Below are 25064 nucleotides of genomic sequence, written 5' to 3'. Positions count from 1 at the left end.
ACGCTTCTGGGTATTTACATACAAAGTTTATTTTTACTAAGTAAGAGATATTATGAAATTCACGACGTTATATTCAACTATTATTATCGCCGCTCTGACCCTGTCCGGCTGCTCCAGTTATAATGCTCTGCACCTGAGTAAGCAGCAGTTGCCGGAGGTTTCAAACCCGACATCCACGCCTTATACCTATTACAAAATTGATCCGCCACTTTACAACGGGGATGTCGTGCAATATGAGCTGCACAATGGATCAAGCGGCACAATGACAGTTAAGAAAACTACTCCTCAGACCCTCATCAGCGACAAGGGGCTTGTGATTAATTTGTCGGACCTTGCCTCACTTAAGCGCAAGGACATCTCGAAAGGGAAAACTGCCGCCGCCGTCGGCACGGGAGTGGCCACGACAGTGGTCGTTGCTGCGGTTGTCTTTACTGCAGCAGTAGGTGCAGGTTTTGCCGCGATGTTATCCGCAAGCTAATGAAGACAATGAATAAGCGAGCATTTTGTAATGGTTTAAACGTGTGTTGAGGCAATGGTTTTTCATGTGGCTTGTTAATGAGTAAGTATCTTTTAGCCGGCATATCTTTGTTATCTATTTTTTCAAATATGACGGCTCTCGCAGTTGAACCCTGTCTGTTTGTCGTTTGTACGCCTGGCAATAGTTTCTCAGATCAGATCAAAGTCCTCGACGATGTCTTGCTCAACATGGCCGTGGGTGACACCACGGAAGATTGCGGGCTCGGGTGGGGCGAGGTCTGTAGGGTACGGAAAATAACGGTGGGGCAGCAAAGGGGGGATATGCGTTTAGTTAATTCCCTAAATGTACCCGTTAAACACATTCCTTACTGTTTACTTCGTTTTCATCCTGTGTACAGAGAGGTCAGCGATGATATATCCGCGGCCATGCTCCATAAGCATTTCAACGGGATCCATTACTGGCTGCATCTTCGGGGAAGAATTGAAATGATGGTGCATTCATTACATTGATGAGCAAGAATGGTTCTGGTCCGGATATTTGCGTTACGTTGGAGTCGGGTAAGATGAAAGTGGAATTGAATAAGAGTATAGCCGAGAGGGTTTTTCATGCCGTTCTTTTTGAATTGCTGGGGAATGTTGTCATCGCTCTCTTTCTTTCAAGCCTCCTTAAGGTGTCTATATTACAATCCGGCAAACTATCTGTGACCTCTGCGGTCACTGCAACAGTTTGGAACTACGTGTTTAATAAGTGTTTTGATGCAATTCAAAAACATTACTTATTCGAAAGAAGCTTTATCGTGAGGGTTTTGCATGCCGTGATTTTTGAACTCGTACTTGTTCTTTCCCTCACCCCTGTTGCGATGTTCCTGCTCCAGTTATCTTTAGTAAAGGCTTTCATGGTTGAAATAGGGTTAATATTTGTGTTCCTTCCCTACACACTACTCTTTAACTGGTCTTATGATTATATACGTTGGCGTTTTGTGGTAAGTGAATAACCAGGCTTTTTGATACGGAGAAGTTATAACCGGTTTTTAACTTTTTGAAATGTAATACTTATAAAACTGCCATTATTAGAATTAATTTTTTTTGGTGAAATTTATGAGGTTGCCTATATGAATGACTTATCCATTCTGAAACAAAAAGCCAGCGTGCTGGAGAGGAAAGGGCTATTTCGACGAGCAATATTAGTCTGGCAGGAGATTTCTCTGGGCCAAACATTTAGCCAGTATGAGAGAGAGTTGGCTTTAATCCACTTAAAACGCCTTTCCACCATCATTGATAAAAAAGCCGCCAGGCAGAGAGAAGGTTTAAAGACCTTTCCTGATAGATATAAAAACATCGCACAAGATAAAGATAAAATAATCCAATTGCTTCATCAAGGGGTCAGCGCAAAGGAAATACAACACCTCACCCAGCGCTCACGAGATTTTATCTATAATTGCAAAAGAAATTCATGATTTTGTATAACGTAATATATTAAAAGGCACGCGCATGAAGAAGAAGATGATTTTACCGAAGGACTTTAATCAATGGCAGAGAATCTGCCGGGAGCTTCTTAATGAAGCGGGTATCGAGATTGACGGGGATAAACCCTACGATATTCATGTTAAAAATCCAAAATTTTATAAGCGCGTGTTAAAAAAAGGCTCTCTGGGTTTGGGCGAAAGCTATATGGACGGCTGGTGGGAGTGCTCCCAATTAGATGTCTTTTTTACAAAAATCATCAATGCTGATTTGCAATCCCGTGTGCCTGAAAATTTGAAGGACATTATTCGTGTTGCAGGCGCACGATTCATCAATTTCCAGTCCAAAAAAGGGGCGTTGAAAGTAGGTAAAGAACATTATGATCTCGGTAATGATCTTTTCTGTCTCATGCTCGACCCCTGGATGCAATACTCCTGCGGTTATTGGAAGAATGCAGAAAATGTTTACCAGGCCCAGCAGAACAAATTGAAGCTGATTTGTGAAAAGTTAAAACTAAAACCAGGAATGAGCCTACTGGATATCGGTTGCGGCTGGGGTGGGCTTGCCGCATACGCGGCTGAACATTATGGCGCCAAAGTGACAGGAATTACGATATCAGCAGAACAACAAAAAATGGCCCAAACGCGTTGCTCCAGTCTGGATGTTGAAATCCTTTTGCAGGATTACAGGGAACTTGACAGAAAATTCGACCGCATTGTCTCTGTCGGGATGTTCGAGCACGTGGGGCCTAAAAACTATGCAACGTATTTCGATGTCGTAAACAGAAATTTGAAACCTGAGGGCATCTTCTTATTGCATACCATTGGCGCAAACAAAACCGATTTCAATGTCGATCCCTGGATCAACAAGTATATCTTCCCTAATGGATGTTTACCTTCTCTTGCTCATATTGCCGCGGCAAGTGAACGGCATTTTGTGACGGAGGACGTTCATAATTTCGGTCAGGACTATGATAAAACATTAATGGCATGGTGTGAGCGTTTTTTAGCGTCATGGAATACCATTGAAGATAACTACTCAGAAAGATTTAAACGTATGTTTGTTTATTATTTAAACTCCTGCGCCGGTGCCTTTCGCGCTCGTGATATTCAACTCTGGCAGGTGGTCTTTTCAAGAGGGACGATGGGAGGCTTGACCGTTCCACGTTAATAAAAATGCACTATCAAACCCGCATAATGAGGTTAACCATTCACACGGTAAAACCAATAACGGACCTTATGCTTTTTATTTATGCCAGTACTCAAATTGTCACTCCCTGCTGAAACCTACCATTTCGATAGTGGGTGAATCAGAACACAACCATCGAAGAAGGGGCGGAGATTTCCGCCCTTAAATGGATGACTTTTTTGACACAAAGGCCACAGAAATAGTTAACCAGGCCCGCAGAAAAGTAATTTTTTAACAACTTCATTAAAACAATGTAGACATGAATTTTCGGATCACGGTGAGGACTTTTTCTTGGATGCAGTAACTGATTTATGGCTGAGAAATGCCACATGAGATATCAAAATCAATAAAACGTGATGGCTTTTTGAAACATCCCCTCCTTTTTGCACGGAGATACCATGTTTTATCGTTATGTCGTTATCTTCGTCATCATTATTTTGTGGTTAGGGTGTTCGATCAGCAGAAAAAAAACCAATATGATTGCGTCACACGCCACAGCGGCTTTCCATCGGGTCATTATCCCTGGGGGAGCACCGCAGACACGTGATGATTTGGTCGAACTTAGAACCGATCTCAGAGAACGTCTACATACCCATCCCACACAATTAAATTGCTGGATTTCTTTAGGGCAGGTGGGCATCGCGCTCAATGATTTTGACACTGCATCCGAGGCATTTGCGTCTGCCTATCAATTAGACCCAAGAAACGTTGTCGCCAGAATAGGCTACGCCGAAGTATTGGCCCATTCCGCGGATCCTATAAAAAACCATCAGGCGCAGCAGCTTCTGAATAATTTTATCGTCATAAGCCCTGACAAAACGGAATCCCTCAATATGCAAACGATGAGGGGTATTCAACAATGCCATACCCAAAAAGCAATTATTGCCTGGAGGATTATGTCTCACTTCGAGCGGTTAGCAAGCAGCTCCCAGCTGATAATTGACAATCTTGTTTTGACCAAAAGAGTGCTGATTCTTTTACCGTTGAAATATTTTATTCATCCTGTTGCTGATATTCCCTGCCTACCTCCACTGACTGCCATACACCAAAAGAAACCTGAGTAAATTGCTTTCATTTTTACAACCTAATAACACGCGAAGTGATCACCTCCCCACTCGTCGACTTCTGCGTGAGTGGCCGCTGGAAAAGGGTGCTGAATGCGCAATAAACCAGCCAATATCTGCCTGCCTGAAACATGTATTTACTGGACGTTTCAATATGAAAACTTAGATGATTGTTAATTAATCCTTAAAATTCAAACACATAAATATTTCATTGATCTAGATCAATAAATGATAATCATTCGCATTGTCATTATCGATCGATAGATCGATAATGATAGCCTGTGCCTATCATATTTCAAATAACGATCGTTTATGTTGATCAATTCATATTTCGTGTTGTAGTATCTCAACATCGAAATGAGTAATACGGTTTATCGTCTGTTTGTGAAGGGAATAAGATTGAATGGTGATATGAGAATTAGCTTTTTGGTATTTACCTCGTAGCACCACTCATTACAGATTTGGCTTTTCTGGGTGTGAGAGGGAAAAATCTTACACAGAGATAAACTATAAAAGTGAAGGTATGGAATCAAAGAAGATATATCCATCACATTCAGGAACATTTTGGAGATCTAGGTTTTATGGACGAGAAAGTAACTTTTATAGGAAGACGTAGCCTTCATAACTATGGTGTTTATTTACTGGCAGGAACCTATGCTTTTGAAAATGGCAGGTTGCTGGACGTATGTGACATTGATAAACAGAATAAAATTCGCGGCATTGTGAGGGTCCGAAAAAGTAGCCATGGTCTTGTCATTTTTTGTCCACCTAATTCTCAGGACCTGGCCTCCTGGCTGCTCATTTTACTTCAACTTTGTGACTTGCAGATAAACCATCTCGTCATTTTTTTGGAAAACAAGCAACGTATTCGAGAGGAGCTTATTTCTCGACTCTTTTCCTGCCGAATAAGCGTGATTTATGACAATGATACTGTCCGTAATACGCAAGGCGCGATCCTGGCTGAAAATGGTGAGGGGCATTTTAATCGTCGACAGTCAGGATATCGTGATGAGAAATTGTCTGTGCGCGAAAGATCTGTGCTAAAGGGGTACTTATTGGGTTTAAAGGTGCATGAAATTGCTAAAACTTTAGGTCTTTCGCCTAAAACAATATACAGCTACTATCATAACTGTATGGAAAAAATGGGTGTGCGGAATATTCGAAAACTTTCACTGTTATATAACTTGTAATGGGTAGCAAACCTACAATCGATCTGCTGGGAAGCATCTCTCTATAATAGACCTTCAGAGAGGTAAAACCCCATGATTTATGTTGGATGGGGTAAGTACGCGCATTTATATTGCGTGTTTGAATGTTGTTTTTTAAAATCGACACATTGATTTTAATCAATGCGGCCACGCGTTGTCTTTTTAATGCAATTATTTTTGCCTATCAGTATGGGCTAATTAATTTTTCTGGAAAGCATTCCTTTTTTGAAGGATGTATGAAATTCATTAATTATTTAATTGAGTAATATATTCTATTAAAGCTTTTTCAATCATGGAAAGAAAAATGAAGAATATTCCATCAATACGTTATCTCCTTCAATTAATCGTTGGCGCTGCCTCTATTTCAGTTTTTTCAGCGTCCGCAGGCATGACGGTTTATCCGATGGAAACGGCTGTTGGGGAAACGGGTTCTGCACAAATTAGGGTGATGTCTCAGGACGATAAAGTTCAGTTTATTCGGATCACGGTGAAAAAGATTACCGAACCCGGGACAAAGAATGAAAAGGAAATTCCGGCCGGCGTTGCCGACCAAAGTGCCCTAGTTGTGACGCCTCAAAAATTGGCCCTGACACCCGGTGGAGAGCGGATTGTCAGACTGGTCTCTCTTTTTCCACCTACAAAAGAAGCCACCTGGCGCGTCTATTTCGAAAGTGTGTCAGAAGAGGTTTTCGATGGGCATAGTCAAACAAGCGAGCCCGTGCACAGCTCCGCCGATGTGGGGGTCAGTGTGGTCTGGGGAGCGCTCATTCATGTCGCCCCAGTCAACCCCTGGGTAAGCTTGAAATATAAGCCTGCCTCTGACGTCATTATTAATGAGGGAACCGTACGCGTACCTATTAAAGAGATCGCAACATGTAACTCGGGTAATAACTGTGTTTGGAAAACCCTGAAAGCCACAATTTATCCAAGCACGGAGGTCCATCTGCCGAAAATGATTTTGACTGCCGGCAAGACCTATCGGATTAAATATTTTGATTGGATAAAAAATAGCAACCAGGAAATCGAATTACCTGCCACGCAGGTGAAATAACCCCCTTTCGGAGAAAGGGAAATTAGCACGACTCTACTAAGGAAAAATACCATGAAAATGTTGCCAAAAATGGCACTTTGCTCTGCTGCTATGCTTACTGCTTTTGCCGCAAATGCCTTCCAGGCCGATATTACTGTTGTCGCCGATATTGACCCGACAGTGTCTATCACCAGTGGCGACGGTACCGCGATGCCAGATACCCTGCCGATGCTTTATAAGCCAGGGCGCGGTCTGGATCCGATCAATAAACAAATTAAGCTGTGGTCAAACTCCACAGATAAAAACCTCACCGTGGCATTGGCATCAAATCCGCTTCTGACTTCTCCAGATGCAACCAAGAATATTCCGCTCAGCGTCTCGCTTGACGGAAAGCCGCTTGGCACGACGGCCACCACGTTTGAATATGCGTCAACTTTCCCATCCGGTATTGCGAATGGTTCACGTGTCATGCCACTGGTCATCTCCCAGACCACGCGTGAAGTGGTGACAGAACAAGGCAAGTACAGCGGTCTGGTCAGCATTATCGTCTCCCAGGCGACCACTCCAACGCCGTAATAATTTATTCAATTTCACGTTTTATCCATACAGGCGGGGATCTTTCCGCCTGTATTTTTGGGAGACCACAGGGATGTATAGCTTCAGGAGAGGTCCGTGTTTATCAGTCTTAGCCGCTTTGGTGTTAGCGGGCATAGCGGCCAATGCACATGCTGCCGTAAACGTTCCGCCGGGTTTTGAAGATTTGGCTCGGGGGCAACAGCTGTGGCTGGATGTTTCCTTATACGGTGAACCGATGGGATTGTTTCAGCTCAAAGTCGACCTGGACAACGTCACATTCCAGAAACCGGACGATCTGATGGCAGTCATTAAGGAAAAGTATAATAACGATCCGGCACTCGCGCGGCTTTTGGCCATGTCCCTTCGTGCGCCGCTTAAGCGTAATGACAACCTGTCATGCAAGACGACCGGGAAAACCGAAGGGTGTGACTTTATCGCTACCAAAACGGTGGCCGTGATTTATGATGAAAACAATGCAAAGCTCAGTCTCTTTCTGCCTGCGCATTATCTTCCTCGTGAACAAATCCCCGACATATATTATCAGGCTACCCCTGAAAGCAGTCGGGCCCTTATTCACCAGCAAAATCTTAACTTTGTCGCTGACCAGGACTTTCAGTCCGCCTCGGTTCAGGGTAATGGCACGCTGGGGGTCACACAAAATGGCTATGCGAACCTTGACTGGTTGTGGCAGGGGCAGCGTTATCGCACGGAAAGCCAGCAACATGCGCAGGTGAATAACGCGTATTTCCGGCAGGACTTCCTCAAACGCATGTACGTGCAGGGCGGTGTCATGGATTCCCGTGACATCTTCAGTAACGCGGGCGGCAATATCAATCTGAGCTTATTGCCTATTGGCCGGATCCAAGGGCTAAGAACAGGCTCAACCCAAGCCTGGGTTAACCAAAGTCAGGTTTCACGGGGAACCCCCGTCACGGTCTTCTTATCGGCAGACTCACGTGTCGATGCGTACCGCAATGGTCAGCTGTTGTCCTCTTTTTATCTTAAGGCGGGCATGCAGAAACTCGATACGCGCGCCTTTCCGACTGGCAGTTACACTGTCACGCTCAGAATTTATGAAAGTAACCAACTGGTCAGAACGCAGACGGTACCCTATACCGGGACGGGTGACCCGCAACAGAATACGTTTGAGTGGTTTCTCCAAGGGGGGCGCCTGGACACGGAAGAGGGTTATCAACGCGATGGTAACCCGCCTGTCATTCAGGGAGGTGTCAGGATCCCGGTATCCACCGAGCTGTCACTGACACTTGGCAGCACCCTGTTAAAAGACGTTCAGTATTATGAGGCCGCCGCCGATTGGAGCCATGGTTTCAGCAGTGGTCCGCTGGACGGTTTGCTCACCTCCCGGGCCAGCTTCCTCTACAGCAGTGATGGCTCACGCGGGAATATGCAGCAAGTGACTTACAGTGACGGCTTTTCCCTGAGCTTTTATCGTTCGGCGATGATGGCCCCGGACTGTGATAGCTCAGGCGACAGTCAGCATTACGGAAGCTACAGCGGTTGCAGCGAAAGCACCAGCCTGACGTTCTCCGTCCCCGTCCATCAGTGGTATCTCAACTTAGGCTACTCCCTGGAAAATAACCAGGGGCGGTATGTCTATCGTAACCAGCTGCCCGTCGACGACGAGGGCGTTCGTGACGGCGCACCTTGGGACAGGATCTACTTTTCTCGCTATCGCAGCCAAACGTGGCAGGCCGGTGTCAGCCGGTATTTCTCAGTGGCGGGCATCAATATCAACAGCAACCTCAACGCATTCGTCCGTAACAACACGGGATACACCGCCAGGGACAAGGGGGTATTTCTGAGCATGAACATGTCGTTTAACGGAAACAATGGTGTCAATGGCCGACACAGTACCTCTTCCTTAGGGGCGAGCTGGCAGCATAGCCAGCGCGACGAGGACCGGCTGGGATACAACATGGCTTACAGTCGTTACATGGATGAAGGCGGAGAAAACGAACTCGGTGCCGCCGTGAGTGGGATCAATACCGACTCGTCTACCTTATCGGCCTATACCCGCTCTGGCGGACAATTGGGAAATGGTTCACTGACGGTAAGCGATGCATGGAACAGGGATTATGGTGGTCATTCCCTTAGCGCGAGCGGCAATTACAGTTCGTCTGTGGCGCTCGGTCAGGGCGGATTTTACTGGGGACGGTGGGGAGATGGCACGCCATCCTCAGCTTTTACCGTCGGCGTTGATACGCCAGAGGATGAGGGTGAAGGAGCAAGAGTGAATATCGCCGTGGACGGTAGCGGTCAAGCTAATGTCAGGGGAAACAGCCGGGCCCTGTTTACCGTACCAGGCTTTCGGGAAAGCACGCTAAGGGTGACCGAATCCGTGGGCGTCACCGAAGGGGCGGGCAGCGCAATTAATCGCGGTGCCGGCACGCGTTCGGTGTTCATGCAACCGGGGAGAATGTACCGCCGCGATGTCGGCATCACCACCCATTACACCTGGCTGGGCAGAATGCTCGACAGTGCCAGCCGCCCCCTGGAGCGCGGGATCCCGCTGAATGTGGCGTCCTGGACGCCGCTCGGGCAGGGGGGATTCCTGATGGAAACAACACAGTTGCTCAAGGTGGTGTTTGTGATGAAAGACAGCGAGTTCTGGCGGTGCGGTCTTAAGGTGAAATCCATGCGTGACGTGGTGCGCTGGACGGGCACCTCGCTGTGTACCAACACGACGATGGCGAAGCTGCCTGAGAGAGAGCAGAAGCAAGTGCAACTGATGGCCGTGCGTAAGGACGACCGGGATGCAGCGCCGGTGGCCGCCAACCAAGCTGAAAAATCACTGCAAGGAGCAGAGTAATGATAATGCTGTTAGGCAGTGTATTGGGTCAGATACATCGTACACTTCCGTCAAGGGTATTAAACCCCCCTCATGAAACCGTGTCAGGTTATTCTGCCCGTCCAAACGTCGTATTGACAGGTAATACTGGCCCAACGGTTAATTTTAAAAGTCTTTGTGTGAAACTAAAAGTATTTGTTTTTAGCGCAGTGATAGCACTATCACTGTTGAATAATGCCTATGCAATATCCGGAAAAGATTGCCAAACCTCTTCTGGAGATGATAGATATTCTCTAAGTTATAATTTACATGTTTACGGGAAAATAACGAAAAATACTCCTCCAGGTACTGTCTTCGGTCAAATATCTGCCATAGGAACTGCCTTTACCTGCCCATTAAGATCTTGGAGATGGGATTTGCAGCTTGTACCAAGGTCTATATCTGTTGATGGCAGACAGGATGTATGTAAAACCAATATTAATGGAATTGGAATTCAATATCTAAATGTTGACGGGAACGGTATCCGTTGCGATCATTGGAACGACATACTTGAGATACCCAATAACACCAAGAGTGGGTTTCTTAATAATGGAAAAGTATTAGCCAGACTTATAAGGATAAGCGGTCCGTTAACGGCTGGAGCTCATCAATTAAATTTAACTGCTAGGCTTACAGCATATTACCCAGGACATACGGACAGTGTTCCTTGGGGGGGTTTTTTAAATCGAGGGAGTGATGTTATACAAGTTTCCACCGGCAATCCCTTAATTTTTTTTCCAGAATTCCCCCTCGCCTCACCGAACGTGGATTTGGGTCTTAAGGGCGGACCTAGCGGAAGCATGTCGGGGATACGTCAAGTGGATATGTGCCTTTACGATGGCAACGACTCCACCAGTAAACTTATTTCACTGACACTACGAGATGAAGGGGTGAGCGCGGCAGGACGCTTACCGGGTATGTTTTCGGTCTATCGTCAGGGCTCGGATAAATCGAAGGTGGCTGATAGGCTGGACTATGAGCTCAGTGTCCTTAATCCAACTACCGGTGCAACTGAGGCGGTGACAGAGGGTAAAGAGTTTTACTGGGGGGGAACGAATAACCGCGGCATACAGCGTCGGGTCGCATTACCGGGCGTCCCCGGGTTGACCTATTGCGTGCCTGCACCGCTTACCCTGAAAACACCTGCCTTCAAAGCTAATGGAAAGAACGCCGGGCATTACATGGGTGTATTAAAGGTTATTTACCGCATCCCCACCATTGGTTAAATACCGAAGGGATATCGCATGTCTGCAAGTAAAGTGGGTTGGGAGAGTGTTTCACTGTGAACACAATTTTCAGAGTGTTAGCCGCTATTTTTTTCTGTGTATTTTCTGTCTGCTCACTGGCTGCCACTGGGGCTGATGTCTGTTACAGCACCGGTGGTGACAGATTTTCACTGAGTTTGAAAACTGAAATCGACGGTTATCTTTCGTCCAGTGAACCAGTAGGTACCGTGATTGGTCAGATGTATTTCGAGGGTGGAGGATTTTATTGCTCTTCCGTCTGGGTACCTGCTGGGAAGGTAACAATGCAAGCGCCCAACCGTTATAATCCCTGGTTACTTTATCTGGTGCCAAATGCCACCGGCGCGGGCAGTGTCTGCTCCACTGGCACGCAAGGGCTGGGTATTACCTTTTATGATGATAAGGGAAGGGCTCTTCAATGTGCGGGCGCGAAAGTCTACCTCGGTCAAATTGAGCGGCCTAATACAGGCAACACAGTGCCTAGAAGAATGATCGCCAAAATTATTAAAACGTCTGAGAAATTAAAGTCAGGCCATTACCCCCTGATTTTTTCGCCCACAGCTCTGGCTGAACTCAATATTTATTCGCGGCCTTGGACGGTATCGGTATCGGGCTCAAATTCTGTGTTTGTCCCCCCACGTGAGTTCCAGATTTATTTTCCGGACTCTCCATCAGGTTCACCTCGCGTCAACCTCATGCTCCAGAAAGCCACGCCTTCCTCGATGGAAGGGACCAAGACCGTGCAGATGTGCCTCTACGACGGGGATGATGCCTCCAGTTCACGTACGACGTTAACCCTTATGGATGAAGGGAGCCCCGCCCCAGGCAGACCCGCGGGGCAGTTTTCGGTGTATCGGTTGGGTGGCAATAAAACCGCGCAGACTGACCGGGTGGATTATCAGGTGAGCATTATCAACCCGACAACGGGGGCGCGTGAACAGGTGAGCCAGGGGGATGCGATTGTCTGGAATGGGACGGCAAAACGCGCCGTGCAGCAGCTGGTGTCACTGCCGGGCATTCCGGGGCTCTCTCACTGTCTTCCCGCGCCGCTAACGCTGCGCACGCCGGCCTTCGGGATAGGAGATAAAAGTGCAGGGCGATACGGCGGTCAGTTGAAGATCATTTACCGCCCATCTACCACCTGACCCTCACCAATGTGACCGGTGCCATAACGTTAGGGCATTCATTCAGGATGCGATGGCCTCGGCTGCAAGAGAACTTGAACAAAAGGGAGTTAACGATTTCCATGGATAACCGCAGAAAAAATGTATTCACCATCCTATCTATTACCGCAGGGCTCTTAACCGGGACTGTGTTCGCGCAGCAGACTGCTGTCACTGAGCCCGCGGGCCACGATCCTGCTTTATTTGCAACCTTGCCTGCGGGGGAGGCGTCTGCGATACCTGTACCCGACAGTCAGCCCCCCGTTTCAGGAAATACGCAAGTGAAGCGCCCGGCAACAACCCCCACCACACGCGTAACGATACGCCCGTCCGTGAGCCAGTTTTCTGTAACGCCAATCGAGGAAGGGAGCCCCCTCGCGACAACACCTTCCGTACCGGCAGCATCACAGGCGCAGGGTAATCAGCCTTCCATCAAGCCAGTGGAGGAATCGAATCAGCCGGCCATAGTGCCTTCCGCCCCCCCGGAAATACGCGGGCCCGGTAGCCAGTCGTCAGTCACACCGGGAGAAGAAGTGGATCATGGGGGGACTGCTCCTTCCGTATCCGTTAAAACGCAGGTGCCGGCCAATTCGCCTTCCGCAAAATCTGTGGAGGAAGTGAGCCCTCTCTCGACAACACCTTCCGTACCGGCAGCATCACAGGTGCAGGGTAGTCAGCCTTCGATCAAGCCCGTGGCGCCATCGAGTCACCCGGCTTTGACTCCTTCCGCTCCCCCGGTAATACCAGAGTCGGTAAGCACTTCTTCAGCCAAGGCGGGAGATGAAGGGGACCAGGCCGTTGTTTCACCACCTGTATCCTCAGTATTAAAGACACCGGTTAATCCGGTGTCAGTCACGCCGGAGAAGAAAGTCAGTCATCCTGCACCTGCACCTGCACCTGCACCTGCACCTGCACCTGCCGCGGGCGCCGTGATTTATCCTTCTGAGGACGTCGCAAAGGCTGAAGGGAAGACACCATGTCCTGTTGCAGCGAACAAATTTACTGCCTCACAGCAGGCCGAGATTGAAAAAATCATGTCCGACTACCTGGTTGCGCACCCTGAAATTCTGGTCAAGGCGGGGGAGACACTGCAGGCACAGCAGGCGGCGCAACGAAAAGTGGCGATGGCGCAGGCGGCGTTCGAAAATTATACCGAGCTGACTGCCGACCCCGATACCCCATCCTATGGACCTGCGGATGCAAAAGTGGTCGTGGTGACATTCTTTGATTATCAGTCTGTCTGGAGCCACCGATTGTCTTATGAAATCGACAGAGTGATGAAGTCTAACCCTGATGTCCGCGTTGCGTTTAAGGAATGGCCGATATTGGGGGCGCGCTGGCCGGCTTCTGTCGAAGCGGCACGAACCGGGCTGCAAATCTGGTATCAAAAGGGGCCAAATGCCTATCTGGATTACTACCATGGCCTGTTTGCTATTGGGCACACGGAAGGAGAACTGACGACAGCCGATATCCGCAAAGTGAGCTCGGAAGTGAAGCTCAATACTAAGAAAGCGAAAGACGTGGACGCCGTACTGGAAAGAAACGACATACTCTCACACAAGGTCGGGTTTAGTGGGACGCCCGCCGTACTCGTGATGCCGGTGGTAGGTGGAGATGTGAATACCATCACGGTCATACCGGGCTATCCGTCAGAGGGCGAGCTTCAGGCCGCGGTGAAGCTTGCACGGGAAGGGAAAAAAGCGGTGAATTGACGGCGTTTTGTCGCCACGACCTAGCTTAGGAAAGCAACCGCCAGGAAGCCCGCTATCTGCTGATGGCAAAGCTTCCTGGCGAGTGACGTCACCCCCCTTACACAAGATGTGTTTGTGAGGGTAAAAATTCTCCTCCACCCTTAGAAAAGGAACAGGGCACAATGACGGCGACCCGCCTGTTGTGCTTAAAATACGCTACTCCAGAAATGCGAAATGGGCATCGCAAGAACCAGAGCGGGCAGCATATTTGCCACGGGGAACACCTTGATGCCGCAAATACGAAAACCAGTGGCCACCATCAATACCCCGCCCACGGCTGAGAAGTCCGCCTGCATTTCAGGTGAGGTAAAGGGAAGAATAAAGATGGCCCCGTAGGCCAGCACTAACTGAATGATCAGTTGAGGGACACAGATTAACGACACCGCGACACCCAGGGTCGTAGCAAAGATACCGGCGGTGAACAAATCGAGAAAGGATTTTGCAATGAGTACACTGGCATCACCGGTCATCCCTTCATGCATCGAACCGAAAATACCCGTTCCGCTGGCACAAAACAGCACGATGATCGCCACATAGCTTTGCAGAAATTTTTCATCCGATTCGCCTGCGCTCGATTTCGAAAACACCGACGCGATGCCCCGTGCCTTTCCGCCCAGAATGGCAATGCCTTTTTCGAGATAAATTAATTCACCTATCAGTGCGCCAAGAATGATGGAAAGCACCATTACGGGCATGTGACTGACTTTCATCACCAGGATCACACCCATGCACATCGATGCCACACCAAACATGAGAGGCATGGAGACGCGCAACCGTTCAGGTAATCGCGTGCCCAGTACTGCGCCTACCCCCCCTCCGATGAGCACGGCAGAACCATTGATAAAGGGACCGATGATCATATTATTTTATCCTTTTGACTCAATGAAATATCTTTCCCCCAGCGTGGCATGCCCTCGCACTCAACATTCAAAAGGCTAAGCGCGCGTGCCGCACTGTGGCGTATGATTTCGTCAACACTCTGTGGTTTGGCATACAGGGCAGGAACAGGGGGGAAAATGATCCCCCCCGCCTCTGTCACGTGTAACATGTTACGAATATGACCCATGTGAAGGGGCGTTTCTCGCACCATGAGCACCAACTTGCGTCTTTCTTTCAGAATGACATCAGCCGCTCTGGTCAGCAGGTTGGGTGTGATCCCGTTGGCAATCGCCGCCAGCGAGTGCATGGAGCAGGGCGCGATGATCATACCCATCGTTTGGAAAGACCCGCTCGCTATGGCACACCCAATGTCTGTATTGGAGTACACCACATCGGCGAGGGCATTGACGTCTTCCTCACTTAAGGGGGTTTCATGCTCCCGATTTATGTGCCCGGCAGCGGAAATCACCAGATGGCTTTCAACATGCATCTGACGCAGCAGGCGGAGCACTTCCACCCCGTACCGAAAACCCGAGGCACCGCTAATGCCGACAACGACCCTCATCAGCCCCCCTTACTGTCTGAAAAGCCCGGAATGAACCTGTCCACATCCACTTCAAGAAACTCGCTACGGTGGAAGCTGCCTTTCATCGCAAACGGCACGGTACAGTCAAAGATCGTTTTGCAGGCAATGCCATGTGCTCTGATGGAAGGACTGAAGGCCGGATCAGAAGACGGATCAAGTGGATGGCAACGTACGCCAGGAATGAAAATCGTACTCACGTCACCCTGATATCGTGTGGTCATCGCCCACATCACATCGTTCATATCAAAGATCTCAATGTCTTCATCCACCAGAATCACGTGTTTGAGCTCTGAAAACGCGGAGAAGGCAAGTAATGCTGCCTGGCGCTGGCGACCCTCATCATTCATGGTGCTTTTCTTGACCTGAATGACAGCCAGGTATTTGCCCGTGCCTGGGGAAGGACAGTGGACGTTCTGCACAAATCCTGGCAGTGCACGTTCAACCATGGAAAGAATGGATGCTTCCGTCGGGATCCCCGCCATGTTGGTATGCTCATCACTTGGGCCAATGCAGGTCTGTAAAATAGGGTGTTGGCGGTGGGTGATCGCTTTTACCTTAATGACCGGCAATTCGGCCTTGGCTTCGCCTGTGTACCCCGGGAATTCAGGCATGGCTTTGCCTGTATTGGTGTTCTGGTCTTCCCGTATGCGGACATTTGGCAGTAATTCACCTTCAATGACCACCTCAGCATTGGCGATCGCGCGGGCGTTCACGCTGACGCATTGAGAGAGCTCTACCGCCTGCCCCCGGAGTGCACCGGCGATGGACAATTCATCGAATCCCAGCGGCGTTGTTGGCGGTTCGAAACAGGCCGCAATTTCAATCGCCGGATCCACGCCAATACTGATGGAGATAGGCATAGGTTGATTGCGGGACTCATATTTCTGACGGAAGACATCAAGATGACGACCCGGTACAAAATACATGGTGATTTCGTCTTTGCTCTGTACACATAGGCGGTGGATGGTCACGTCGTGCTCACCGGTATCTGGGTCAGCCCCGTAGCACATTCCCAAGGTGAAATAAGGACCGGCATCTTCTGGGGTATTGGTCGGGGCGGGCAGAAGTTTTAAGATATCAAAGTCCGGGTCACTTGCGAGGTGAACCACCTCCTGGCACTTGGCATTCTGTGGCGCAATAACGACAGGGGGAATGGGATGAGCCACTGAATCACGCAGCGCAAAAGCCAGCTTTTCCGGGGTGGTGCCCAGCATGCGGGATACCCGTTTGCGGGAGGAAAGCAGCCCTATCAGCACGCGCATATCGGTATAGCCTTTAATATTATTAAATATCATGGCAGGGCCCAGCTTTGTTGGCCGCTTACATGTCCCGTGCGCGCCAACATAACGATATATCCCTGAGAGCTCCGCAATAGGATCAACCGGTTCATCCGTGGTAATCACTTCATTTTCATATTGACTGAGTAAGTCCAGTGCGGAACGTAAATCTGTTACAGGTTTCGGGCTAATAGTCATTAGTTTTTCCTTTTGTGTTAAATGAATGAAAAACGAAACAGGTAAATATATATTTATAGAGAGAGGTTGCCTGTATGCTTAATAACATCCACTTGGACTGTAAAGTCTTTGTTTGCATAAGGATAATAATCTTTTACGTGTGATTGATAAGAGTTCTTTATCGTCGCTTTTCAAGAGGGTAATGGTATGGAATACAGGCACTTAATCTCGTTCTCTGTGCTTGCTGAAGAGTTGCATTTTGGAATTTCTGCACAAAAGTTGAATATTACTCAGCCTGCGTTAAGTCAATATATTAAAGGAATGGAAAGTGAACTTAGAATACAGCTATTTAAAAGAACAAACAGGCAGGTAGCCCTGACAGATGAAGGGAGGCAATTGCTGGAGCCAGTACGGTTGTTAATTAAAAACTATAAAAACGTTAAAGACGTAGCGCGAAGTTTACAGGCAGGAGAACATGGGATCCTCAAACTAGGCTATGTGGGTTCCTCTATTACCGATCCTGTTTTGTCGGTGCTGATACAAGGTTATAAAAGAGAATTTGGGAATGTAAAATTAATTTTGGAAGAGCACAACGTCTGTGACCAAATAGCACTGCTAGTAGATAATCTCCTCGATGTCGCCGTGGTGAGAATGCCCATATCACAACATGAACACTTAAAGTATTGCACGATTTCTACCTGTCCACTCATTGCCGTGCTGCCTGAGGATCATAGGTTGGCTCAAAACGGCACGATCCCACTTGCCTCACTCTCGTCAGACCCTTTCTTCATTCAGCAAGATCCTCCCGGCGTAGGATTAGGGTGGTCTACATTGGATGCGTGTTTTCAGGCCGGATTTACCCCCCAAGGCGTGAAGCTGACGCAGGATGTTTCAACCGCAATTGGCATGGTCTCCATGGGCATGGGGGTGACATTGGTGCCGCAAACACAGAGCACCGTGAAAATCCCCAACGTGACATATTGTCAACTTGAAGGAGAACCCACGCTGACCACGCTGTCGCTGGTCTGGTCATCACGCACTAAAAACAAGTTAGTTGTTGACTTCATCCATTTTGTGAAGGAAATCCTGCGTGTATGACATGACTTCGCGGCTTAAGATCTTCTTCTGGTTGTCCGATAAAGGCAGCGTAGGGCGCGATCACGCTCAATCCTGGGGAGAGGGTACGCAGAGCGTTTGGGTCATAAAAGGTATGTACGGGACAGGGTACGTATAGAGTGGTTCAACGCGATATCAACCACCGGCTGGCGTCGTGTCTCTTTCATGATTTGCCTGCCTTCGTTGTCGCGGGCGACATGCCGAAAACAGGCAATGACGGGAGGTGAATGAAAATTTTTGGCTTATTAGATGAAGATACGCAGGCCAACAGCCGTTAAATGGTCATCGGTGTTCCAGTCTTTATTGTCGTTACCCCATGCTTTTTCGTAACCGTACTCAACATAGGTCACCGCATTTTTACCTAACCAATAATCGGTCCCGAAAACGGCAGATTCGAAATGCTGCCCTTCCATTGCGTCTCCCCCTTTTAACCAACTGTAATCTGCATACACGCCCCATTCCGGGGTGATCTTGAACTGAGAATTATACTCAAGGCCAAGGAGGGTTTCCTGGGCGTTGCTGGTTGTTTGGTTATGTCGATAGCTGCCGAGCGTTGCGGCCTTTACATCATTAACTTTATTAACATACCAGGTAACCTGGGCGCCGTTAGACCAGGCATGATCGCCAACGTTCGCCGTGTATTTGGTGGTGGCCCCTACCGAGTAGGTATTCCCGTCATACGAGGCACCGTCGTGATCGGTATAGACATAGCAATGCCCGCTGCTGACTAACGTGCAATCCGTCACCGTGCCGCTATTGACGGTGTAATTGTTATAAGCCACCGCGCCTGATACAGAGATCCCATTATCCCAAAGATATTGCCCGCCAAGCGCCGCCCCCCCATGGACATTCGCCGAACCGTCGCGATAGGCATCATGTAATTTCGGACCGTCACCGTAGTCAGCAAAACCAATACTGTCTACCGTATCGTTTCCTTGTCCCATCAGGCCGAGGGTGAGATGGTCATCGCTGTAATAATAAATCGCGGCGGAGTTAATGATGTCGGTCGACATGCCGGCGGTGTTATGTTTACCCTTGCCGCCCCACGCATAGGTGGTATCAACCCCCAGCGCCCAGTCGGTCGGGGCGTATTGCTTACCAAAGGTGACAATACCGTATTCATCACTCCCTAAACCGGCATAAGCCTGGCGGGTGTAGACATCGTTGCCCTGGTCATCCGTGGCGGAATCTAATCCATGAATGCCGGTTTCATAATAGCCTAATGAAAAACTGTCTCCGCCGTTGAAATCAAAATTATGACGTACCGCTATCCCTAGCCGGGAGTCGTTGTTTTGAATGTCATGCTTTTGAGAGCGTTTCGAATCCGTTTTCCCAAACATACGGACCGAGCCCAGTACACCGACTGACGTATCGGCATCACTCCAGACTGTCTCGCCTTTCGTCTGGGTGGCGGTATATGCCGGCGCGGCCTGTAAAGGCGTTTCGTTATCTGCCGCCATTGAGGCACCGTCGGCGAGGACACCGGTCGTGATCACTAATACCAGGGGGGCGTAGCGTTTCATGTATTTTGAATGGACCATTGCTTAATCCTTCTCTGTAAAAATGTGCCTAATGAAATAAAGAGATGAAGTGAAAGTTAATAAAAAAGGTTGAATGTAAAATCTTTTCCCTGCAGTTCATGAATAAGGGCTAACACGACTGAATCATTCTGTAGACGTCATTATTTCTGCCAATTAAAAATGAAAAGGCATATGAGACATCAATCACAGTTGATGATTTTTTATTTAAAATAAAAGCTCTGTTGAGAATGCGTTTAAATTTAAGTTAAGCCTCCTAATAAGATGAGAGGAAAGGGTGTGGGATTATTGTCATTAAATTAACCGCAGGTATTATTATATAAAGACAAACTGTTTCGATTATCGGCCTTGACTATCTAAAAGATGGAACTTCTGCACAATTTTACAATATGATGCAATTGACTTAGCGAAGGCGGGTAATTCCATAATGAAAATGAAAGAAAGTGTGATATTCATTCAGGTGTTATCTGGATCACTTATTTCACCTGCATGGAGTCATAAGATTTTGAACATTATCGCCGCCTGGTGGTGGGTATGGAAATTGCCGAAGATAGGTGGGAGATAACGCGTCTTATTATGTAACCCCATGATGTATAGATAATTTTAACCTTCCAATATTTTTTGGGTTTTCTTTTATAAAAGATGCACATGTCGCGGATGAGGACTGTGAGGATCACGGTATGTTTTTAGGTAAAGAGACGATTTTTTTGGATAAAAACTTCTCGGGTAAGGAAGCTATATTTCGGTTTCTGGCTGTGCAAGCCGAAAAACAAGGATGGACTGAGGATGCAGCGGCATTAGAAGCAGATCTGTGGACAAGAGAAAATGAATATCACACAGGATTTGATGGGAAAATTGCCATGCCTCACGTGAAAACAGCCAACGTAAAAGAGTCCGGTGTCATGTTTATAAGGTTGCCAAAATCGATAAATTGGGAAGGTCACGATTCGGGCCTGATAAAACTCGTCTGTGCCATTTTTATTCCTGAAAAAGGGGCGCGGCGCTTACATCTGCACATTATAAACGAGCTCATGTGTCAGATCATTGATGATAAGTTTCGCCAAATTTTATTAGAGTCGATAAATGCCCAGGAAATATTCAATTTCATGAGCGACCGGATTACGGAAATGGATGCACTTTAAACTCCTCTGTGTGGCTACGCGTAATCAGAATCGATGCGATGTGCAAATAACAGGGTCAGTAAGGCCCACGTTAAGAGTGCGCGTTTCCTCGGGTGAGAGAAAATTAATGTAATCCGTTGGGGGAAACCCATACCGACTGCCCCCGTTGTCTTCCTGAGGAGGGAAGGATGAATGTCAATTTCTATGTCACCTGCTTAGGTGATGTACTCAAGTTCCGGACGTCCCGAGATTGTGTGCTCTTGCTTGAAAAGTTGGGCTGTCATGTCCATTTCCCCGACAAGCAAGGATGCTGCGGGCAACCGGCGCTTAACAGTGGTTATACACGGGAATCCATTCCCGCTATCAAGTCGCTTATTTGCGCGCTCGAGGAGAATGAATTTCCCATCGTCTCGCCCGCAGGTTCGTGTGCCTATGCCATAAAAAGTTACCCGAACTACCTTGCCGGCGAACCTGACTGGGCGGCAAGAGCCAGGCGTGTGGCCGCGCGAATGCGGGATCTAACCTCGTTCATCGTCAATGACCTGGCAATACAGGATGTGGGCGCACGCCTTCAGGGGCGCGCCGTTTACCATCCTTCCTGCAGCTTGTTTCGCAAAATGGGGATCAGGGAGGAACCCCTGATCCTGCTTAACCACATCCAGGGACTCGAGCTACTCCCCTTATCACACGCAGAGACCTGCTGCGGTTTTGGTGGCACTTTCTCGGTCAAGATGGCGGATGTGTCGGGGGAGATGGTGAAAGAGAAGGTCAGCCACATTATGGCCGCAAAACCGGATTTTCTCATTGGGGCTGATATCAGCTGTCTGATGAATATTGGCGGGCGGTTGGCCCGAGAAGGGCACTCGGTCAGAGTCATGCACATTGCCGAGGCGTTGATGTCTTGCGAGGAGAAAGCATGTCGGTAAAAACCAGTCATTTACCTTATAAAACCCTCATCCGGCGTCAGGTGGAAGACGCCGGCATGCAGACTGCTATCGCCAATGCTCAGGATACCATCAGTGCCAACAGGCAGAGAGTACTCGATGAACTGGGGGATACCCAAAGCTGGCGGGACAGGGCGGCGCAGCTACGTCATTACGTTTTGGAGAATCTGGATGCTCTTCTTTACCAGTTGTCTGAGAACGTGACGCATCACGGCGGGCATATCTTTTTTGCAAAAACGAAAGAAGAGGCAACGGACTATATCCTTGGGGTTGCCCGCGAGAAACAGGCCAAAACCGTCGTTAAAGCCAAATCTATGGTCACAGAAGAGATCGGTCTTAATGATGCCTTTGCCGCCGAAGGCATCCAGGTAACCGAAACCGATCTTGCGGAATACATTTTGCAAGTGGCCCGAGATGCGCCCTCACACGTTGTCGTGCCTGCCATTCATAAAGACCGGCACCAAATCAGGCAGCTTTTTCATGACCGACTGGGTTATGAAGGCTCTGAAACGCCGGAAGAGATGACCCGCTTCGTTCGGACATTTATCCGGGGTGAGTTTTTTAAAGCCGATATTGGGATCACAGGGTGTAATTTTGCCGTGGCAGAAAGCGGCTCCGTCTGTCTTGTCACCAACGAGGGCAATGCGCGTCTGTGTACGACTCTGCCAAAGACTCATATAGCGGTGATGGGGATGGAACGGATCGTCCCCGAATTCCGGGATGTCGATATCATGATAACCCTGCTGGCGCGCAACGCCGTGGGCCTCAGGCTGACAGGCTACAACACCTGGTTAACCGGCCCTCGTCAAACCGATGAGAGTGACGGTCCGGAAGAATTCCATCTGGTCGTCGTAGACAATGGGCGCTCAGCAGTGCTTGGTTCCGCGTTTAATGACATTCTGCGGTGTATTCGTTGCGGTGCCTGCATGAATACCTGTCCTGCATATCGACATATTGGCGGTCAGGGGTACGCGTCGATTTATCCCGGCCCCGTGGGTGCCGTACTCACCCCACTGCTTGAAGGGTATCAGGATTTCAGCTTCCTCCCACACCTCTGTTCGCTGTGTACCGCGTGCGATGCCGTTTGCCCGGTCAAGATCCCCCTCTCAGCCTTAATCCGTAAACACCGTGAGGAAATGGTCAAACAGCATATCCCGCCAACGAGCGAACGGATGGCCATTAAGGCATTCAGCTTCCTCAATAGTCATCCGAGCCTTTGGAAAATAGGGATGGTGGCCGGGGCGCCAATGGCGCATTGGTTTATCCGCAAGGGGCGTGCTCCCTTGAATATCGGGGTACTCCGTGAATGGACCCGGACAAGGGATCTCCCGACCGGCGACGGGGAAAGCTTCCGGAGCTGGTTTCGCGATCATCAAAAGGAGCGCAAAAATGACTGAAAAAATAGCATTCCTGTCCCATCTGGCATCGCAGCTCGGGCGCCCCCTGCGCACCGTGCCCGCTTCCCGACCTGAGCCGGTGAACCGGTTGCCGGAAACTCGCCTGACCGGGATGACCGCGGAGGACCTGCTTGCTTTATTTTTAATTCGCTCAGAACAGGCCGGTAACCGTAACTGTGTCACAACCTCAGCGCTGCTCACGGGGCTGGTGGCTGACCTATGCCGGGAATATGGGACACCGGTGGTGCTAGCAGACATGGACGGGAGCGGGCTGCCTGACTTTCGCTCAATTCTTCAACCGACGCACCATATTGCTGTTCAGTCACCTTCTGAAGGTAATAAGAACACCCGTAACGCGCGCAATGCCAGGACGGGCATTGTCTATGCCGAGTACGGGCTGGCAGAGTCAGGAAGTGTGGTGCTTTTTTCCTCGCCGCGACAGAGCCGTAGCTTAAGCCTGTTACCTGAAACGACGCTGTTTATCGTAAGAAAAAGCGCACTTATCCCGTCGGTTGCCCAGTTGGCTGCTCGGCTCGATGCGATGGTGGAACTGGGCTTAGTCCTGCCGTCCTGCATCAATATTATCAGCGGCCCAAGCTGCACCTCAGATATTGAACTTATTAAGGTGATCGGCGTTCATGGCCCAGCGAACTCGGTCTGTGTCGTTATCGATGATGAATGAGGCGTGGGTATGGAAGCCGAAGTCAACGCGATGACAGATTTTATCCCCTCTCTTTCCTGCGTAAGTGCGAAGGATTGAGACGCTAATGAGCAAGAGGACGTAACCTATGGGCATTTCGATGACAGACATGGCAACGCTTTTTGAACAAGTGCATAAAAATGTCAAACACTCAGTGGGCATCTCCGAAAAGGTCAATTCAGACCAGGACGTGAAGGCTTGCATTTCTCACCGGACGCTGATGATATTTAAATTAGACCTTATCTTATTTGCTTACAAACAGAAAATGGATGAGCACAGGTTTATTCTTTATGGCAGAAATGCCTTAGCCTCATACCTTTTCACTCATTACAAGGTTCCGTTCACGGAGGCTAAATCGCTTTCTTTGCATGATGCACTCACCCTTATTTTACCGGATATAAACGGCGAGGAAATTTCGCAAAAATTAATGACTGCTTTACTGAATATCGACGGGGTGACCTTTCATTTTCATGAAACACAAAAACATTGCGTTAATAAAATTATGTTCGATGACAGTGAGTGGGATCCCGAATTGTGCGATGCGTTGTTTTTGAAATAGGGTGATATTGACGTGGGATTAACGTTTCGAGAATACGCAGTTTCAACACTTTTTCGCTTTCAAACGGTTTGCTTTCATTAGACGTATTCTTTCAACAGGGGGATTGTCCAAATTGATTCAGTATGCCACGCACCCTCATTGAAATTGGGACAGCATTTATTTGTCATTATGGGGCGGGGCAGTTTGGCGGAAATTCCGTATCCAGACAATCACCCCGCTGTGAAAATAGGTTGCACCATTCACATGTACAGCGAGTCCGTGTATTTAATGAGTTAATGATAAGGGGTAGTGAATATGACTAAAGAAGAAGTGGAAAAACATAGGGTAGTCGCCGAAGCTGTACTCGAGAAATGTTATCAGTCATACCAAGACGCAAGACTGGCTTTACACCTAGCTATTGAAAAGGAAATTGAAGATCCGGATGAAAATACGGAATACGATAGTCTTCATGAGCAAATGATGGGAGAGTTATGGGAGGCTGAAAGAAGTGCTAAGGCAATCTATGAGGCGCAAAGGACGGTTGTCGAGCGTCTTCGAACACGGTTGGAACAGTGAGACTGTAATTAAAATTGTGTAATTGCCTGTTTTTGATATGTTCACTCCAGCAACGGAGACAGGTAAATTATGGATGAAAAGAAACTTAAAGCCCTTGCGGCTGAACTGGCTAAAGGCCTTAAAACCGAAGCCGATCTCAATGCGTTTTCCCGTATGCTGACCAAGCTTACTGTCGAAACAGCGCTCAATGCAGAGCTGACTG

23 protein-coding genes and 1 pseudogene are annotated in these 25064 nt (G+C 48.5%); 20 read left to right on the top strand and 4 right to left on the bottom strand.

Annotated elements, in window-relative coordinates; all coding sequences use genetic code 11:
• The first annotated feature begins 52 nt into the window (after window positions 1–52).
• The 12 genes from J1784_RS07090 (at window position 53) to J1784_RS07035 (ending at window position 13974) form a co-directional block, all read left to right on the top strand.
• Entirely contained in the window at window positions 53–478 is a 426-nt protein-coding gene (locus J1784_RS07090; protein ID WP_217148590.1) for a hypothetical protein, read from the top strand.
• A 562-nt stretch (window positions 479–1040) separates the two neighbouring features.
• Window positions 1041–1472, top strand: a complete 432-nt coding sequence (locus tag J1784_RS07085; RefSeq protein WP_217148589.1) for a PACE efflux transporter — start codon at window positions 1041–1043, stop codon at window positions 1470–1472.
• A gap of 117 nt (window positions 1473–1589) precedes the next feature.
• Window positions 1590–1934, top strand: a complete 345-nt coding sequence (locus J1784_RS07080) for a PerC family transcriptional regulator (protein ID WP_217148588.1) — start codon at window positions 1590–1592, stop codon at window positions 1932–1934.
• Between the two features lie 34 nt (window positions 1935–1968).
• Window positions 1969–3111, top strand: a complete 1143-nt coding sequence (gene cfa, locus J1784_RS07075) for a cyclopropane fatty acyl phospholipid synthase (RefSeq protein ID WP_120508678.1) — start codon at window positions 1969–1971, stop codon at window positions 3109–3111.
• 416 nt (window positions 3112–3527) lie between these two features.
• On the top strand, window positions 3528–4193 hold the full coding sequence (locus J1784_RS07070) for a tetratricopeptide repeat protein (RefSeq protein ID WP_217148587.1): 666 nt from the start codon (window positions 3528–3530) through the stop codon (window positions 4191–4193).
• A gap of 581 nt (window positions 4194–4774) precedes the next feature.
• The gene (locus J1784_RS07065) at window positions 4775–5383 is read left to right on the top strand and encodes a helix-turn-helix domain-containing protein (RefSeq protein ID WP_217148586.1); all 609 of its coding nucleotides are present in this window, start codon (window positions 4775–4777) and stop codon (window positions 5381–5383) included.
• A 322-nt stretch (window positions 5384–5705) separates the two neighbouring features.
• Complete coding sequence (locus J1784_RS07060) at window positions 5706–6452, top strand: fimbrial protein (protein ID WP_217148585.1); 747 nt, start codon at window positions 5706–5708, stop codon at window positions 6450–6452.
• Between the two features lie 51 nt (window positions 6453–6503).
• Entirely contained in the window at window positions 6504–7007 is a 504-nt protein-coding gene (locus J1784_RS07055; RefSeq protein ID WP_238485432.1) for a CS1 type fimbrial major subunit, read from the top strand.
• A 235-nt stretch (window positions 7008–7242) separates the two neighbouring features.
• Window positions 7243–9837 (top strand): TcfC E-set like domain-containing protein, encoded by a 2595-nt coding sequence (locus tag J1784_RS07050; RefSeq protein WP_238485431.1) that lies wholly within the window; start codon window positions 7243–7245, stop codon window positions 9835–9837.
• On the top strand, window positions 9837–11081 hold the full coding sequence (locus tag J1784_RS07045) for a CfaE/CblD family pilus tip adhesin (protein WP_217148583.1): 1245 nt from the start codon (window positions 9837–9839) through the stop codon (window positions 11079–11081). Before J1784_RS07050 ends, J1784_RS07045 begins: the two co-directional genes overlap by 1 nt.
• Before the next feature lie 56 nt (window positions 11082–11137).
• A complete protein-coding gene (locus J1784_RS26725; RefSeq protein WP_217148582.1) occupies window positions 11138–12244 on the top strand; it encodes a CfaE/CblD family pilus tip adhesin in 1107 nt (368 codons plus the stop codon).
• Window positions 12245–12345: 101 nt separating this feature from the next.
• The gene (locus J1784_RS07035) at window positions 12346–13974 is read left to right on the top strand and encodes a DsbA family protein (protein ID WP_217148581.1); all 1629 of its coding nucleotides are present in this window, start codon (window positions 12346–12348) and stop codon (window positions 13972–13974) included.
• 185 nt (window positions 13975–14159) lie between these two features.
• Here the strand turns inward: J1784_RS07035 and J1784_RS07030 are convergent, their stop codons facing one another.
• Genes J1784_RS07030 through J1784_RS07020 form a run of 3 tightly spaced genes read right to left on the bottom strand, consistent with a single transcriptional unit; the run spans window position 14160 to window position 16953 of the window.
• Window positions 14160–14873, bottom strand: a complete 714-nt coding sequence (locus J1784_RS07030) for a DUF554 domain-containing protein (protein WP_217148580.1) — start codon at window positions 14871–14873, stop codon at window positions 14160–14162.
• Window positions 14870–15457: a UbiX family flavin prenyltransferase gene (locus tag J1784_RS07025; RefSeq protein WP_120508685.1), complete on the bottom strand. Its 588-nt coding sequence runs from the start codon at window positions 15455–15457 to the stop codon at window positions 14870–14872. The genes J1784_RS07030 and J1784_RS07025 overlap by 4 nt, the downstream gene beginning before the upstream one ends.
• Complete coding sequence (locus J1784_RS07020; RefSeq protein ID WP_217148579.1) at window positions 15457–16953, bottom strand: UbiD family decarboxylase; 1497 nt, start codon at window positions 16951–16953, stop codon at window positions 15457–15459. Before J1784_RS07020 ends, J1784_RS07025 begins: the two co-directional genes overlap by 1 nt.
• Before the next feature lie 186 nt (window positions 16954–17139).
• On the opposite strand from J1784_RS07020, the gene J1784_RS07015 reads away from it, so the two are divergent.
• Window positions 17140–18030, top strand: a complete 891-nt coding sequence (locus J1784_RS07015) for a LysR substrate-binding domain-containing protein (protein WP_217148578.1) — start codon at window positions 17140–17142, stop codon at window positions 18028–18030.
• Between the two features lie 263 nt (window positions 18031–18293).
• Here the strand turns inward: J1784_RS07015 and J1784_RS07010 are convergent, their stop codons facing one another.
• A complete protein-coding gene (locus tag J1784_RS07010; protein ID WP_238485430.1) occupies window positions 18294–19589 on the bottom strand; it encodes a porin in 1296 nt (431 codons plus the stop codon).
• A gap of 677 nt (window positions 19590–20266) precedes the next feature.
• Here J1784_RS07010 and J1784_RS07005 point away from each other — a divergent pair.
• From J1784_RS07005 to J1784_RS06975, 7 genes and pseudogenes are all read left to right on the top strand, one after another.
• Window positions 20267–20728, top strand: a complete 462-nt coding sequence (locus J1784_RS07005) for a fructose PTS transporter subunit IIA (RefSeq protein WP_217148577.1) — start codon at window positions 20267–20269, stop codon at window positions 20726–20728.
• 167 nt (window positions 20729–20895) lie between these two features.
• Window positions 20896–21633 carry a (Fe-S)-binding protein gene (locus tag J1784_RS07000; protein WP_119823139.1) on the top strand — a complete coding sequence of 246 codons (738 nt, stop codon included), beginning with the start codon at window positions 20896–20898 and terminating at the stop codon, window positions 21631–21633.
• Window positions 21624–23048 carry a LutB/LldF family L-lactate oxidation iron-sulfur protein gene (locus J1784_RS06995; RefSeq protein ID WP_217148576.1) on the top strand — a complete coding sequence of 475 codons (1425 nt, stop codon included), beginning with the start codon at window positions 21624–21626 and terminating at the stop codon, window positions 23046–23048. The genes J1784_RS07000 and J1784_RS06995 overlap by 10 nt, the downstream gene beginning before the upstream one ends.
• Window positions 23041–23730 carry a LutC/YkgG family protein gene (locus tag J1784_RS06990; RefSeq protein WP_120508690.1) on the top strand — a complete coding sequence of 230 codons (690 nt, stop codon included), beginning with the start codon at window positions 23041–23043 and terminating at the stop codon, window positions 23728–23730. Before J1784_RS06995 ends, J1784_RS06990 begins: the two co-directional genes overlap by 8 nt.
• A gap of 106 nt (window positions 23731–23836) precedes the next feature.
• Window positions 23837–24307, top strand: coding sequence for an ECs1072 family phage-associated protein (locus J1784_RS06985; RefSeq protein WP_120508691.1), 471 nt, complete (start codon window positions 23837–23839; stop codon window positions 24305–24307).
• A gap of 294 nt (window positions 24308–24601) precedes the next feature.
• The gene (locus J1784_RS06980) at window positions 24602–24862 is read left to right on the top strand and encodes a hypothetical protein (RefSeq protein ID WP_217148575.1); all 261 of its coding nucleotides are present in this window, start codon (window positions 24602–24604) and stop codon (window positions 24860–24862) included.
• A gap of 69 nt (window positions 24863–24931) precedes the next feature.
• Window positions 24932–25064: pseudogene (locus J1784_RS06975) on the top strand (IS256 family transposase); the annotation flags it as partial.

The sequence above is a fragment of the Rahnella ecdela genome, assembly GCF_019049625.1.
GTDB classification, from domain to species: domain Bacteria; phylum Pseudomonadota; class Gammaproteobacteria; order Enterobacterales; family Enterobacteriaceae; genus Rahnella; species Rahnella ecdela.
This window is presented reverse-complemented; position numbering and strand designations above follow the sequence as displayed.

Excerpts from the sequence above, each read along its gene's own strand:
- J1784_RS07020 (WP_217148579.1), bottom strand. The coding sequence starts at position 16,953 with ATGACTATTAGCCCGAAACCTGTAACAGATTTACGTTCCGCACTGGAC.
- J1784_RS07030 (WP_217148580.1), bottom strand. The coding sequence starts at position 14,873 with ATGATCATCGGTCCCTTTATCAATGGTTCTGCCGTGCTCATCGGAGGG.
- J1784_RS07090 (WP_217148590.1), top strand. The coding sequence starts at position 53 with ATGAAATTCACGACGTTATATTCAACTATTATTATCGCCGCTCTGACC.
- J1784_RS06990 (WP_120508690.1), top strand. The coding sequence starts at position 23,041 with ATGACTGAAAAAATAGCATTCCTGTCCCATCTGGCATCGCAGCTCGGG.
- J1784_RS07000 (WP_119823139.1), top strand. The coding sequence starts at position 20,896 with ATGAATGTCAATTTCTATGTCACCTGCTTAGGTGATGTACTCAAGTTC.
- J1784_RS07050 (WP_238485431.1), top strand. The coding sequence starts at position 7,243 with ATGGGATTGTTTCAGCTCAAAGTCGACCTGGACAACGTCACATTCCAG.
- J1784_RS07045 (WP_217148583.1), top strand. The coding sequence starts at position 9,837 with ATGATAATGCTGTTAGGCAGTGTATTGGGTCAGATACATCGTACACTT.
- cfa (WP_120508678.1), top strand. The coding sequence starts at position 1,969 with ATGAAGAAGAAGATGATTTTACCGAAGGACTTTAATCAATGGCAGAGA.
- J1784_RS06985 (WP_120508691.1), top strand. The coding sequence starts at position 23,837 with ATGGGCATTTCGATGACAGACATGGCAACGCTTTTTGAACAAGTGCAT.
- J1784_RS07080 (WP_217148588.1), top strand. The coding sequence starts at position 1,590 with ATGAATGACTTATCCATTCTGAAACAAAAAGCCAGCGTGCTGGAGAGG.
- J1784_RS07055 (WP_238485432.1), top strand. The coding sequence starts at position 6,504 with ATGAAAATGTTGCCAAAAATGGCACTTTGCTCTGCTGCTATGCTTACT.
- J1784_RS06995 (WP_217148576.1), top strand. The coding sequence starts at position 21,624 with ATGTCGGTAAAAACCAGTCATTTACCTTATAAAACCCTCATCCGGCGT.
- J1784_RS07005 (WP_217148577.1), top strand. The coding sequence starts at position 20,267 with ATGTTTTTAGGTAAAGAGACGATTTTTTTGGATAAAAACTTCTCGGGT.
- J1784_RS07085 (WP_217148589.1), top strand. The coding sequence starts at position 1,041 with ATGAAAGTGGAATTGAATAAGAGTATAGCCGAGAGGGTTTTTCATGCC.
- J1784_RS07060 (WP_217148585.1), top strand. The coding sequence starts at position 5,706 with ATGAAGAATATTCCATCAATACGTTATCTCCTTCAATTAATCGTTGGC.
- J1784_RS07015 (WP_217148578.1), top strand. The coding sequence starts at position 17,140 with ATGGAATACAGGCACTTAATCTCGTTCTCTGTGCTTGCTGAAGAGTTG.
- J1784_RS07070 (WP_217148587.1), top strand. The coding sequence starts at position 3,528 with ATGTTTTATCGTTATGTCGTTATCTTCGTCATCATTATTTTGTGGTTA.
- J1784_RS07025 (WP_120508685.1), bottom strand. The coding sequence starts at position 15,457 with ATGAGGGTCGTTGTCGGCATTAGCGGTGCCTCGGGTTTTCGGTACGGG.
- J1784_RS06980 (WP_217148575.1), top strand. The coding sequence starts at position 24,602 with ATGACTAAAGAAGAAGTGGAAAAACATAGGGTAGTCGCCGAAGCTGTA.
- J1784_RS07010 (WP_238485430.1), bottom strand. The coding sequence starts at position 19,589 with ATGGTCCATTCAAAATACATGAAACGCTACGCCCCCCTGGTATTAGTG.
- J1784_RS07065 (WP_217148586.1), top strand. The coding sequence starts at position 4,775 with ATGGACGAGAAAGTAACTTTTATAGGAAGACGTAGCCTTCATAACTAT.
- J1784_RS07035 (WP_217148581.1), top strand. The coding sequence starts at position 12,346 with ATGGATAACCGCAGAAAAAATGTATTCACCATCCTATCTATTACCGCA.